Source organism: Nesterenkonia aerolata (assembly GCF_031470965.1).
GTDB lineage: Bacteria > Actinomycetota > Actinomycetes > Actinomycetales > Micrococcaceae > Nesterenkonia > Nesterenkonia aerolata.
The window spans coordinates 17,391-29,720 of record NZ_JAVKGR010000008.1 but is presented as its reverse complement, the minus strand read 5'-3'; the positions used below and the strand labels follow the sequence as shown (position 1 = coordinate 29,720).

Annotated in this window: 10 protein-coding genes and 1 tRNA gene; 4 read left to right on the top strand and 7 right to left on the bottom strand. The window is 65.5% G+C overall.

The genetic code is table 11. The annotated features are described in order from the left end of the window. Positions 1-60: 60 nt before the first annotated feature. Entirely contained in the window at positions 61-735 is a 675-nt protein-coding gene (locus RIL96_RS07995) for a phosphatase PAP2 family protein (protein WP_310548491.1), read from the top strand. Between the two features lie 80 nt (positions 736-815). Beyond that, on the top strand, positions 816-2,360 hold the full coding sequence (locus RIL96_RS07990; RefSeq protein ID WP_310548490.1) for a GMC family oxidoreductase: 1,545 nt from the start codon (positions 816-818) through the stop codon (positions 2,358-2,360). A gap of 89 nt (positions 2,361-2,449) precedes the next feature. Here RIL96_RS07990 and RIL96_RS07985 read toward each other — a convergent pair whose 3' ends face one another. The 6 genes from RIL96_RS07985 to RIL96_RS07960 form a co-directional block, all read right to left on the bottom strand. Further along, complete coding sequence (locus tag RIL96_RS07985; RefSeq protein ID WP_310548489.1) at positions 2,450-2,917, bottom strand: group III truncated hemoglobin; 468 nt, start codon at positions 2,915-2,917, stop codon at positions 2,450-2,452. A gap of 881 nt (positions 2,918-3,798) precedes the next feature. After that, a tRNA-Arg gene (locus RIL96_RS07980) sits at positions 3,799-3,871 on the bottom strand. 60 nt (positions 3,872-3,931) lie between these two features. Then, entirely contained in the window at positions 3,932-4,261 is a 330-nt protein-coding gene (locus RIL96_RS07975) for an antibiotic biosynthesis monooxygenase family protein (RefSeq protein WP_310548488.1), read from the bottom strand. A 47-nt stretch (positions 4,262-4,308) separates the two neighbouring features. Continuing rightward, the gene (locus RIL96_RS07970; protein ID WP_310548487.1) at positions 4,309-6,096 is read right to left on the bottom strand and encodes a gamma-glutamyltransferase family protein; all 1,788 of its coding nucleotides are present in this window, start codon (positions 6,094-6,096) and stop codon (positions 4,309-4,311) included. Between the two features lie 77 nt (positions 6,097-6,173). Then, on the bottom strand, positions 6,174-7,715 hold the full coding sequence (locus RIL96_RS07965) for an Rv2578c family radical SAM protein (RefSeq protein WP_310548486.1): 1,542 nt from the start codon (positions 7,713-7,715) through the stop codon (positions 6,174-6,176). Between the two features lie 92 nt (positions 7,716-7,807). After that, positions 7,808-8,863: a YeiH family protein gene (locus tag RIL96_RS07960; RefSeq protein ID WP_310548485.1), complete on the bottom strand. Its 1,056-nt coding sequence runs from the start codon at positions 8,861-8,863 to the stop codon at positions 7,808-7,810. Between the two features lie 206 nt (positions 8,864-9,069). Here RIL96_RS07960 and RIL96_RS07955 point away from each other — a divergent pair, with 206 nt between their 5' ends. Continuing rightward, the gene (locus RIL96_RS07955; RefSeq protein WP_310548484.1) at positions 9,070-9,969 is read left to right on the top strand and encodes a M23 family metallopeptidase; all 900 of its coding nucleotides are present in this window, start codon (positions 9,070-9,072) and stop codon (positions 9,967-9,969) included. Positions 9,970-10,015: 46 nt separating this feature from the next. Here the strand turns inward: RIL96_RS07955 and RIL96_RS07950 are convergent, their stop codons facing one another. Continuing rightward, positions 10,016-11,287, bottom strand: a complete 1,272-nt coding sequence (locus tag RIL96_RS07950; RefSeq protein ID WP_310548483.1) for an alpha-hydroxy acid oxidase — start codon at positions 11,285-11,287, stop codon at positions 10,016-10,018. Positions 11,288-11,527: 240 nt separating this feature from the next. On the opposite strand from RIL96_RS07950, the gene RIL96_RS07945 reads away from it, so the two are divergent. Further along, a complete protein-coding gene (locus RIL96_RS07945; protein ID WP_310548482.1) occupies positions 11,528-12,322 on the top strand; it encodes a FadR/GntR family transcriptional regulator in 795 nt (264 codons plus the stop codon). Positions 12,323-12,330 lie beyond the last annotated feature (8 nt).

Sequence of the window (12,330 nt, the reverse complement as noted above, 5' to 3'; positions counted from 1 at the left end):
TCTTCACCGTGTCTTTTCGGTATACTCACTATTTCGTGCCTGCTCCCTGATCTGCTGTGGGTGATAACCCTGTTCCCTGCTCCGAGAGCGGCTCTACTGGCAGCGGGACTGCTGCTGATCGGCTTCGGCGGCGTCTGGGCACTGCACTCCGGCGGTGCGTGGAGCAGCGTCGCAGCGCAGTTCGCCCTGGATCTACAGGTCACGACGGCGGCCCACCGGTTCTCTGAGGCCACCCTGCTCGGACTGGTCGCCTTGTGGGGAGGCCTCGCGGTGACCCTGTTGAGCACATGTCGCACGACTGCCCTGACGACGCTGAGCGTCGGCGGCCTGGGTGCGGTGGTGGCCTATGGGGCCAGCGAGGCACTGAAGGCGCTCATCGAGGCCACACGTCCCTGTCAGAACTCCGCGGTGGAGGTGGCCACCTGCCCCGGCATCGGGAGTATGGCATATCCGAGCAACCACACTGTGATCGCTGCCGCCCTGGCCTCAGCACTGGTGCTCACCCGGCCCCGTCTGGCCTGGATCGCCGTCATACTGGCTGCGGCCACCGGAGCGGGGCGGGTGCTGGCGGGGCACCACTATCCCCATGACGTCATCGCCGGGGCCGGGCTGGGTGTCACCGTGACCTGGGCCGTGGTTCTGCTGCTCTCCCCGTTGACACTTTCCGTGACGTCTAGGTTCCTGTCTCAGCACTGGGATTCACTGACTCCTCGACCCGGGTCCTCCATCAGCTAATCCCTACCTGCCCCTCTCACCTCATGTGATTGCACTCACTATGATCACAGTGCGGCGGAACAGAACGGGAGGAGCTGACCATGACAGCACAGCGGCCGGAGACTGCAGAGACCATCATCATCGGGGCGGGTTCGGCCGAGTGCGTAATAGCCCGGAGGCTCGTCGATGCGGGACGGCCAGTGACGCTCATCGAGGCAGGAAGCGATGATGCGAACCCGCACATCGACCATCTTTCGACTCTGGGCATGCTCTGGCACAGTGACCAGGATTGGGACTACTACACCACCCCTCAACCGGGTGCCGCAGGGCGTCGGATCCACCTGCCGCGCGGACGTGTGATGGGCGGTTCGCACGCCCTCAACGCCGGGATCTGGGTGCGCGGAGACCGCTGGGACTACGACACCTGGTCCCATGAACTCGGGTGCGAGGGGTGGTCCTGGGAAGAGGTGCTGCCGGTCTTCCGAAAGATTGAGAACTACGACGGCGGTGCCTCGGGGACCCGCGGTGGCGAAGGGCCGCTCGACGTCGTCGTGGACTTCCCACGGAATCCGCTGATGGAGGATCTGGTCGAGGCTTGCCGAGAGACTGGACTCCCGCTGAACCCTGACTACAACTCAGGCACCGTTGATGGTGTCTCACGGATGCAGCTGACGATCCGTGACGGACACCGGTTCAACACCTGGCGCGCCTATCTCAAGCCGATCGTGGGGGATCCTCGGCTGAGCATCCTCACCGACGTGCAGGTACGTCGGATCCTGTTCGAGGGCCGTCGCGCCGTCGGCGTCGAGGTGGAGGGGGCCGACGGTGTGCGGGAACTGTCCGCGGAGAGAGTGGTGCTGGCGGCGGGGGCATTGAACTCACCAGAGATCCTGCTGCGCTCCGGGGTCGGACCCGGCGAGGAGCTGCGTGAGGTCGGTATCGAGCCGGTGCATGATCTGCCGGGCGTCGGGCGGAATCTGCACGACCACCTGCTCTCCCCGGTGGTGTACACGACCGAGGGTGCACCGGTGCCCGCAGGAGAGGTCACCGTGGCCGAGGTTCACTTCTTCGACCGCTCGGACCCCGGGCTGCCAGCGCCGGACACTCAGCCGATCTTCTTCTCGGTACCGATGTACGCGGAGAATGCTCAGCCGCCCCAGGAGCCGGTGGCTGAGAACGGCTTCACCCTGCAGGGCGGACTGGTGCGCCCGCATTCCCGCGGTCAGGTACGGCTGACCGGGCCGGCCCCGGATGATCCGATCGGCATCGACCTCGGCGCGCTGCAGGATCAGCGTGACGTGGACGCGCTGGTCGCCTCAGTGCGGCAGTGCCGGGCGATCGGCCGCGCAGAGGCGCTGTCCGCGTGGGCTCCTCGGGAGCTCTACCCGGGTCCGGACGTGGCCGATGAGGACCTTGAGGACTACGTGCGTGGGTCTGTGGTGACCTATCACCACCAGGTGGGGACCTGCCGAATGGGCCGTGACGAGGAGGCCGTGGTCGACCCCTCCACGTTCGCCGTCTACGGTACTGACGGACTCTTCGTGGCTGATGCCTCGATCATCCCGCAGGTGCCCACCGGGAATACGAATGCACCCTCAGTGATGATCGGTGAACGTGCGGCCTCGGCGCTGGTGGACTCTCCGTAGTCGCCGGGTAGGCGCTCGCATCCGGTGCGGCCCGGTGACGTCATGACTACCTACCTCTTGTGACGTACCTACAAGATGGGAGGTATCTCCTATGCGGTATTGGATGATGCGGTATCGGATGCGTCGTCGTGACGGCGCCGGGTCAGCGTCTCGAAAGCGCTGCCGGAACGGCCTGCCAGACGCCGCTGCATAGAGCCCGCGATGCGCTCGGCCTGCAGCTTCGCACGATCCGCGATGGGACCGATGAAGAGGTCATCGACGGTGGCCACCCACAGCTGCAGCCACCGAGCGAAATGCTGCGCCTGAAGCGGGTGCTTCGCGTGCAGGTCGAAATGCACCTGCAACGCGCTGCGCCGATACAGCCCCGCACGGAAGAGCACCGTCTCCCAGAAGTCACACATGATCGGCAGGTGACGGTCCAGGTCTAATTGCGCAACCTCAGTGAAGATCGGGCCGATCAGCGGATCCTGAAAGGCGCGGCGGTAGAACGCGACGACCAGCTCAGAGACGTCGTCGTGATCCTGCAGATCACCCGCGGTAGGGACGTTCGCCGTCATACTCCTCAGCACCTCCTGCAGTTGCATCTGGAGCCTCCCGGCACCGCCTCGACTGCCGTTCGATCATAGTGCGTGTGGTCAGCCGGCCGAAGGCTTCGGTCGGCGAGGATGCGGCGACTGTAATACCCGTCATCCTCCCCGGACTCAATCGAAGTGCGGCATCCTCAATTCGCGAAATAACAACTCTTGTTCACCGAACTTTGAAAGCCAACATAGAAGCCGGCGGAAAGTCATATCCGCCACTCACCCTGCACTATGACCCCTGTCTTCATCAGTTCGGCAGACGGCCCCGGGAATTTTCGACAGCCTGATCGAGAAGTCCAAGAACACCTCCGAGTCCCGGATTGTGGATGAGTATGCGCCTGCGCTCAGTGGACCACGCTTGTAAAGTAATTATCCCATCATCATAAGAAGGCAAGTAGCGCCACAGCGGGATCGGATTCTTAAATAGCAGGCCAGGCGTGAAGTGACCGTCGCGGTGGATGCAAAAGCCAATCAAACAGTCCCATACGGAGCCGGTACGCAGTAATAACGTGCCGTTCGGTGGCAGGCCTGCAGGTATGAAGCCTGCCAACCCATCACCGCGGCTCCAGTTCATGACGGCTTCGCGTAGCTCTTCAGCAACCGTCCAGAATGAAACCGGGCTAGGCAACGACTCCGATGCGCATATCTTCGTCACAGTAATGACGATGCTTGCATAGAACCCGATAGGAGTCGACCTGTTGAGTGGCCGCTGTTCTCGCACCGGCAGGGTTCAACTCAGAATACTCGGTACACACGATCGCTCCTACGCCCCTAGGACCCCTCGCCCTCATATGCCCTGCCGACGAGAAGGGCCTCGGATCGCTGCCATTCCAGCGATCCGAGGCCCTTCAGGAAAGTACCCCCTGTAGGATTCGAACCTACGACCTTCTGCTCCGGAGGCAGACGCTCTATCCCCTGAGCTAAGGAGGCACGTCAGTATGATGAACACACCCAGGTGCCATCTGCTGACCGATCTAGATTACCAGCCTCCTAGCCGGTCACTGAAATCTCGTAGCTCCACAGCTCAGCAGACATCCCTACCGGCTTCTGTGGTTTCTCTCCTTCTGATTCGCCCGCGCCGTGCGGCTTGCCATGGGCGCGTTCGAAGTCCTGAGAGCTCTTCCACGCCTCAAAGTCGGCCTCGGAAGCCCATCGGGTGATCACCAGCCAGGTCGTCCGCTCATCCGTGGGCTGAAGCAGTTCGAAACCCTCGAAGCCAGGTGTTCCGGCCATCGAGCTCTGCCGAGCAGCGAACCGCTTTCCCAACTCATCGCCGGAGTCCTCAGGGACCGTGATCGCGTTGATCTTCACAACAGTCATGCCCTCAGTACATCACCGAGACAAGCGTTGTGCCTATCCATGAAGTGTCAGCGTCCGGCCGCGTAACCCTGGGCACCACGAGGGTTCGCCGCCGCCGACATCCTGCCCGTCTCGGGATCCCGAGTGACACAGGACAGTCGGCCCAGCGCCCAGTCCCCGGCTCGGGTCACCCGGTGACCCCGGGACTCCAGCTCGGCGATGACGTCGTCGCCAAGCCGATCTTCCAGTACCAATGTTCCCGGACCCGAGGTCCGTGGCCAGAATGAGCCGACCAGGTGCCCGGTGTGGAAGGTCGGCGCGTCGATGGCTTGCTGCGGACTATGCCCTCCTAACAGAAGGCGCAACAGCATCGGCACCTTCCACTGGTCCTGCTGGTCTCCGCCGGGGGTTCCCATGGCGATCACCGGTTGGCCATCACGCAACACCAGAGTCGGCGACAAAGTGGTCCGTGGACGTCTCCCCGGGCGTAGCGCAGCGGGTGAGTGCTCATCCAACCAGGTCATCTGCAACCGCGTCCCCAGGCAGAATCCGAGCCCAGGGATGGTCGGTGAGGACTGCAGCCAGCCGCCCGAAGGGGTCGCAGAGATCATGTTCCCCCAGCGGTCGACGACGTCGAGATGGCTGGTGTCTCCACGACGCGCACCGGCTTTTGCAACGGTGGGCTCACCCGCCCCGGCACCAGCGTCAACCTCATCCTGCTGAACCACTGGTGGGCGCCACCTCACCCCTGTGGCCACACTGCTGGGGCGGAACTCCAAGGAGGCGCGATCTGTGATGAGCTTCCGACGCTCGGCGACAGTCTCCGCTGCGAGGAGCTGGTCGAGCGGGAGCTCCTCATCGGCGTAATAGACATCGCGGTCAGCCAGCGCGAGTTTCATCGCCTCAACGATGCGGTGGATGCCCTCGGGGGTCCCGGGGTCAAGTTCCTCGTCGTCGAAGCTTTCAAGCAGCTTCAGCGTCTGCAGCATCACCGGACCTTGCCCCCACGGACCGGTCTTCGCGATGGTATGCCCTCGGAACTCGATGCTCGCGGGGGCTTCCGTCGTTGCCGAGAACTCCGCCACGTCCGAAGCAGCCATCACACCGGAATAGTCGCCGCCGTCCGCATGCCGATGCGGCACAGTGAAGAACTCCTCCACGGCGGGGCCGACGATGTCGCGCTTCCACGCCTGGCGAGCGGCGTCGATCCCTGCTTCCCGGTTCTCAGCATCATCAGCCGACGCAACCAGCCGACGCAGCACCTCCGAGTACTCGGGGTTGGTGATCATGGTCCCCGGCTTCGGGACGGCCCCTCCAGTCAGCCATTGTTCCGCCGAGGTCGGCCAGTGCTCGGTGAACAGTTCAGAGACGGAGGCGATCGCCGCGGCGGCCTGCGGCAGGATCGGATGGCCCCGTTCGGCGATCTCGATCGCATACCCGAGCACATCGCCCAACACCCATGTGCCGTGATCACGCAGCAGCAGAAGCCAGGCATCCACTGCACCAGGCACGGCGGCGGCCAGACCTCCGGCTCCAGGGACGTCCTGCATGCCGAGGGAGCGGTAGTGATCGATGGTTGCCCCCTCAGGTGCGGAGCCTTGCCCCATCAGCACCTGCGGCTCACTCGGTGCCTCAGCTGTGGCGAAGATCCCCGTCATGTCTCCACCCGGCCCGTTGAGATGCGGTTCCACCAGGTGCAGCACGAAGGCCCCGGCGACGGCAGCGTCGAAGGCGTTACCGCCGCGCTCGAGCACGGACTGGCAGGCCGCCGTCGTGGACCAATGGGTGGAAGCGGACATCCCGAAGCTGCCGGTCAAGCTCGGGCGTGTGGTGTGGCTGGTGGCGTGCGAGAACATGCTCCTAGCCTGCCACGCCAGCTATCCGACAACACGGGGCCTCGTCTCATGGCATGAACATCATCAGAAGGTGCCCACTAGAACAACGCCGGTTGGGGCCCGACATCAGCAGGCACTGCCTCCGGCGTTGACCCTCCCCGCCACATCGGATCGGTGCCGTCGCCGAATCCATGACGACGGCGTGCCGCTGCGGCACGCTCCCCTAGCCATCGTCTGTAGTTTCGGTCGGCGTAGCTGCCGCCCCGGTAGAGACGCCGGTAGCGTCCGACCAGATGCGGATGCTGATCCGCCAACCATCTCAGGAACCACTCGCGCGCCCCGGGACGCAGATGCAACGCCCCCGTGGTGACATCGCGCGCGCCTGCCTCTGCCAAGGCACTATGGAGCGCGTCGAGGTGCTCCTCGGAATCGGTGAGCCACGGCAGGATCGGCATGGCCAGCACCTGACAATCCAAGCCGGCATCGGCGATCGCGCGGATCAGCCCCAGTCGGGCCCGCGGGTCTGGTGTGCCCGGCTCCACGGTCTGCTGCAGCTGGGTGTCCACCATCGCCAGCGACACCGCGACGGAGACCGGCACCCGCTGCGCGGCTTCCTTCAGCAGCGGCAGGTCCCGGCGCAGCAGCGGCCCCTTCGTGAGAATCGAGAACGGCGTCCCCGAATCCGCGAGCGCGGTGATGATCCCCGGCATCAGCCGATACCGCCCCTCAGCGCGCATATAAGGGTCCGAGTTCGTCCCCAATGCCACATGCTCACGGCGCCAGGACGGCTTCGCCAGCTCGGCACGCAGCACCTCGGCCACGTTGGTCTTGACGATGATCTGAGTGTCGAAGTCCCTCCCGGAATCGAGGTCCAGATACTCGTGCGTCTTCCGAGCGAAGCAATTGTGGCTGACCACTCCATTCGCCACGAAATCCCCTGTTCCAGTGGTGATGTCGAACATCGCCTGCCGGACACCGAGGTCCCGCACGGACATGACACGCAGGTCCGCAGACGTCGTCACCTCCTCACCCACCAGCTCACGCCTCCATGAGGCGGCGGGTTCATCGGGTGCCCCGGCATACGGGCCCTCGCCGCAGGAGAGATCTCCAAGACCCCAGCCCATCATCCTGTGGCCGGGGGCCAGAGCCGGCCCCTGCGCCTCGGAGCCCGGGGCCCGCGCCACATACGTCCAGCCATGCTCTGTCAGGAATCGGTGGTCACCACTGGCGACGATCTCCGTTCCCTGCGCCACTGTGATCTGCCAGGCCGGCTTCACTGTCTGCCAGTGTGCGTGGACCTCCGTCTCGACGAGTCTTCGGCGGTCTCCGTCGAGCTGGGTGCCGATCACCCGATCCCCGACGCGCAGATCAGCGATGGGCTTCTGCCGCCCGTCCGCCATGAGGATGAGCGTGTCCGCGGCGAGGCAGTACACGCACTGGTGCAGGCATCCACGGGTGGTGTTGATCGTCCAGCGGAAGGGCATCGAGGACTGCGGAGGCACCTGGTTCAGCGCGGTGCGGCAGGCGATCTCATGGAAGGAGACACCGTCGAACTCCGGGGTGGTGACGGTGCGGATCATGCCTTTCAGCGGCAGCAGGGCCGCGCCATCGTCGTCAAGCTTCTGCTGATCCCACCGCATGGAGCTATTCGAACATATATTCGAATCATTGTCGATGCCCGGCATGGCCCCACCCGGACACGCTCACGGGAGAGCCGTCCGGGCGGGACGGCTCAGATCAGCAGGAGATGCACCGCGCCCAGAGCCACAGACACCGTGACCAGGGCGCCGGCCAGACCAGCAAGCAATGCCGGACCGCCCCGCCGCACCAGGCCCACCACGTCCACGCCAGTGCCCACGGCCGCCATCGCCACGGTCAGCAGCAGGGTCGCCGCCGTCTCCAGATACCCGGCAGCGGCCTCGGGCACACCGATAACGGTGGCGAACAGCACTGCCGCCATAAAACCCAGCACGAACCCGGGCACCACGGCAGGCCGCGCCCCCGCCGACGACTTATCAGAGGATGACGCCCCTCTCCCCGACCACAGACTGATCCCAGCCACCACAGGAGCCAGCAGCACCACACGGGCCAGCTTCACCGTCACCGCCACACTCAACGCCGTCGCCCCGGCAATACCCCCGGCGGCCACCACCTGCCCCACCTCATGGACCCCCGCGCCGATCCACACACCGGTGGCATGCGCGTCGAGCCCCAGCGGACCGGCCACATAAGGCAGGGTGAGCATCGCCGCGGTCCCCCACAGAGTCACCACCGCCACGGCCGCCGCAGCACCGGAGTCGAGCTCCTTCCCCGTACGGTCTCTACCGTCCCCGCGGTCCAACGCAGCCGCCGCACCGGCAACCGCCGAGGCCCCGCAGATCGAGGTGCCGGTCGCCAGCATCACCGCATCACCGGTGCGCATCCGCAGGACACACGCTGCCGCCAGAGTCCCCGCGAAACTGGTCACCACAGTGACTATGACGATGGCGAGGACCTCCCATCCGAGCGCCAGAATGTCACCGAGAACAAGCTGCAGGCCGAAAAGTACAATCCCCAGCCGCAGCAGGGTCTTCGACGCACGCTTCAACCCGGCCTCAGCCCACTGCGGCACCCAGCCGAGGGTCCGTACCGCCGCGCCGATCAGGATTGCCAGTAAGATCCCGGAGATCCCCGGAATGTAGCGGTCCGTCAGCACATAGGAGCCCACGCCGATGACGAAGGCCAGCACGATGCCCGGCATCGCTCGCCGCCGCTCCCGCTCGAAGGCCCTCAGATCGAATCCACGCACCGCGCCAGTCTAGGGCTGTTCGGTCAGGGAGATTCCGAGGCGACGCCGATCGTACGGAACACTCTGATCACAGGGTACTCTCGGGGACGCGGAACGGGTCATACCGGGGCGAGATGCACCCAGCTCCGCCACGATCTGGCCTACCCGCGAGTCCCCTGAGGCCTGCGCGGCGCCGATCAGGGAGGTCATGATCAGGGAGGTATCGCATGCGCCGGATGATCGCCGGGCTCCGCCCACTCTGGTGCCTGCTGCTCGTCCTCGTCGCAACCGTCATCATCGGCGATCTCGCCGGGCTGATTCCGGCTCCCGAGTCGATCTGGTGGGTGCCCGGCGTCGTCGCAGTCGGCGCCGTCTCCGGGGCCGGGCTGCAGATCGCCCCGCGGGCGAAGCCGCACAGCCTGCAGCTGATGAGCTGCCCGGTCCGCGGCGAGTGGACCTCGCTGAACACACCGGGGCAGCGTCTGCCGAGCCACGGCACCAGGACCCTGGGGCAATGGTGCGCCGTCGACGTCCTGAAGCCCACTACTGAGTCCACTCCGCCGCTGCTGCATCACCGCCTGCGCGCCTCGGCACCGGAGGACTATGAGAGCTTCGGAGAGCCTGTCCACGCCATGGCCACCGGCACTGTGATCCGGCGGCGCCACCGAGCTCGCGACCATCGGGCCCGCAACACGTGGGTGAGTCGTCTTCTCATGGTCACCGTCGAGGGGCTTCTGCGCACCCTGGCCGGCCCTTCTGCGCTGCTGGGCAATCACGTCGTCGTCGATCACGGCGATGGCACCGTCGCCGTCTATGCGCACCTGCAGCGGAATTCGGTGCTGCCGGAGACCGGCGCACGCCTGCGTGTCGGTGGAGTGCTGGGCCGGGTCGGCAACAGCGGCAACAGCTCTGAACCTCATCTGCACGTCCAGCTGATGGACCGGACCCGGCTGAGCACCGCCGCGGGGCTGAAGCTCGCCTGGCACGACGTCATCCTCACCGATGAGCTCGACGCCCGGCTTGCCGAGTTCATCGCTGAGCCGGAGCGTTCAGCCATCAAAGACATGCCACCGATGGGAGAGATCTTCACCACTCCCTGGGCCGAGGAGCCGGGGCGTCGAGAGTAACGACGGACCCACGGCACAAGACCCCGGCAACCAGAGAACAGGACGATCAGCGCAGGGAACTTCCCCGTTCCGTCGGCGCGGGCAGGCTCTGGTGCGGCACCAATGAACGCAGCTGGGTGACGTGCCGGGGCTCCAATTCCTCCACCGAGTGCACCTGCAGCAGCTTCATGGTCCGTTCCACCTCGCTGGAGAGGATCTCGATCATCCGGTCGACGCCGCGGCGGCCGCCGGCCATCAGACCATAGAGATAGGCACGGCCGACCAGCGTGAACTTCGCGCCCAGGGCCAGCGAGGCGACGATGTCCGCACCGTGCATGATGCCGGTGTCGACCATGACCTCCACATCGTCACCGACCTCCCGGACCACCTCGGGCAACAGGTGGAAGGGCACCGGGGCGGCATCGAGCTGACGGCCGCCGTGGTTGGAGAGCAGGATTCCGTCGACGCCGAGGTCTGCCAGCTTCTTGGCATCCGCCAGAGTCTGGACACCCTTGATGACGATCTTGCCGGGCCACATGTCCCGGATCTCTTTCAGATCCTCGTAGTTGATCGAGGGATCCATCGCACTGTTGAGCAGCTCGCCGACGGTCCCACCGGTCGAGGTCAGGGAGGCGAACTCCAGCGGAGGGGTGGTGAGGAAGTCGATCCACCACCACGGGCGCGGGATCGCATCCAGCACCGTCTTGGCCGTCAGCTGCGGCGGGATGGAGAAGCCGTTGCGCTTATCCCGCATACGGTTGCCGGCGATGGGCGTGTCCACAGTGAACATCAGAGTGTCGTAACCAGCCTGCGCGGCGCGCTCGACCAGTCCGTAGGAGATGGAGCGGTCACGCATCACGTAGAGCTGGAACCACAGCCGACCGTTCGGAGCGGCCTCGCGGACGGCTTCGATCGAGGTGGTGCCCAGTGTGGAGAGGCTGAACGGGATACCGGAGGCTGCCGCGGCACCAGCGCCGGCGATCTCCCCCTCGGTCTGCATCAGGCGGGTGAAGCCCGTCGGCGCGATGCCGAAGGGCAGCGCAGAGGCCTCACCGAGCACCTCGGTGGACATGTCCAGGTAGGAGACGTCGGTGAGCACTCCGGGGTGAAACTCGACGTCCTCGAAGGCTTGGCGCGCGCGGGTCAGCGAGATCTCCCGATCAGCGGATCCCTCCGTGTAGTCGAAGGCGGCGGCCGGGGTGCGACGCTTGGCGATCTTGCGCAGATCGGCGATGGACTGCGCTTTACCGAGACGGTTCCCGGTGAAGTCCAGGCTGGGTCGCTTGAACTGCATCAGCTCGAAGATCTCCCGCGGGTTCGGCACCTGGCGCTGGACCATGCTCGGCCCTCCTTCAACAGCTATGTGGTCTGACCATTCAGAGCTTAGGAGCAAGATGTGATCTCGGTCAATATGAGCCCTGCTTCCCCGGCAGGCCTGTCGCGCCAGGTTCGTCACCCATGCCTCTCATCTCGCACCTCTCATTCGGGCCAGTCACAACACTCCTGCCCGCCGGCTCGCATCCGTCACCCGAAGCCCGCACCGGCAGAGCACGGCACAGAGCGGTGGTAGAAATGAGCCATGCAGGACCACTCCGACACAGTCGGCTCCCCCAGCGCACGCACCCCCGATCTCTCCTGGGCACCGATCCCCAAGAGCAGAGCCCACGAGCTGGTGATCGAAGCCATCGAAGAGCAGGTGATGTCCGGGCGCCTCAGCGTCGGTGACACCCTGCCTCCGGAGCGTGAACTGGCCTCGATGCTGCAGGTCAGCCGCGCCGGAGTCCGCGAGGCGATCCGTATGCTGGAGAGCCACGGCGCCCTGGAGTCCCGAGTCGGAGCAGGCTCCTCATCCGGCACGATCATCACCGCCATGCCGAGCATTGCACTGACCCGGCTGCTGCGCCTGCACATCGGGCTCTCGAACTTCCCCGTGGGGGACGTCGTCGAGCTGCGGATCGCCTTGGAGCGCACCTCCGCGGGCCTGGCCTCGAAGAACGCTGATGACGCCGCGCGCGAACGGATGCGTGAGACTATCGAGCGCATGTCCGCGGCCGAGGTGGACCGGGAGGCGTTCAATGAGGCTGACACCGACTTCCACGTGGCCATCGCCGAGGCCGCAGGCAACCGTCTGGTGGCGGACCTGACCACGGCGATCCGCAACTCGCTGCGCACGCAGATCCTGCACGCCTTCCACCACCGTGAGCAGTGGACCCAGCTTCGGGACACCCTGAGGGATCAGCACCGCGAGATCTTCTCCGCGATCTGCGACGGCGACGCCGAGCGCGCAGCTGCCCTGACCGAAGAGCACATCCGCTACGCCGTGGCCGAGCTCCCGGAGATGAAACTGCCCCGGGACGACGGCTCAGGCGCCTGAGGCCGAGG

Coding starts and splice junctions, on each gene's coding strand:
- RIL96_RS07990 (WP_310548490.1), top strand. CDS start 816: ATGACAGCACAGCGGCCGGAGACTGCAGAGACCATCATCATCGGGGCG.
- RIL96_RS07985 (WP_310548489.1), bottom strand. CDS start 2,917: ATGACGGCGAACGTCCCTACCGCGGGTGATCTGCAGGATCACGACGAC.
- RIL96_RS07975 (WP_310548488.1), bottom strand. CDS start 4,261: ATGACTGTTGTGAAGATCAACGCGATCACGGTCCCTGAGGACTCCGGC.
- RIL96_RS07970 (WP_310548487.1), bottom strand. CDS start 6,096: ATGTTCTCGCACGCCACCAGCCACACCACACGCCCGAGCTTGACCGGC.
- RIL96_RS07965 (WP_310548486.1), bottom strand. CDS start 7,715: ATGCGGTGGGATCAGCAGAAGCTTGACGACGATGGCGCGGCCCTGCTG.
- RIL96_RS07955 (WP_310548484.1), top strand. CDS start 9,070: ATGCGCCGGATGATCGCCGGGCTCCGCCCACTCTGGTGCCTGCTGCTC.
- RIL96_RS07950 (WP_310548483.1), bottom strand. CDS start 11,287: ATGGTCCAGCGCCAGGTGCCGAACCCGCGGGAGATCTTCGAGCTGATG.
- RIL96_RS07945 (WP_310548482.1), top strand. CDS start 11,528: ATGCAGGACCACTCCGACACAGTCGGCTCCCCCAGCGCACGCACCCCC.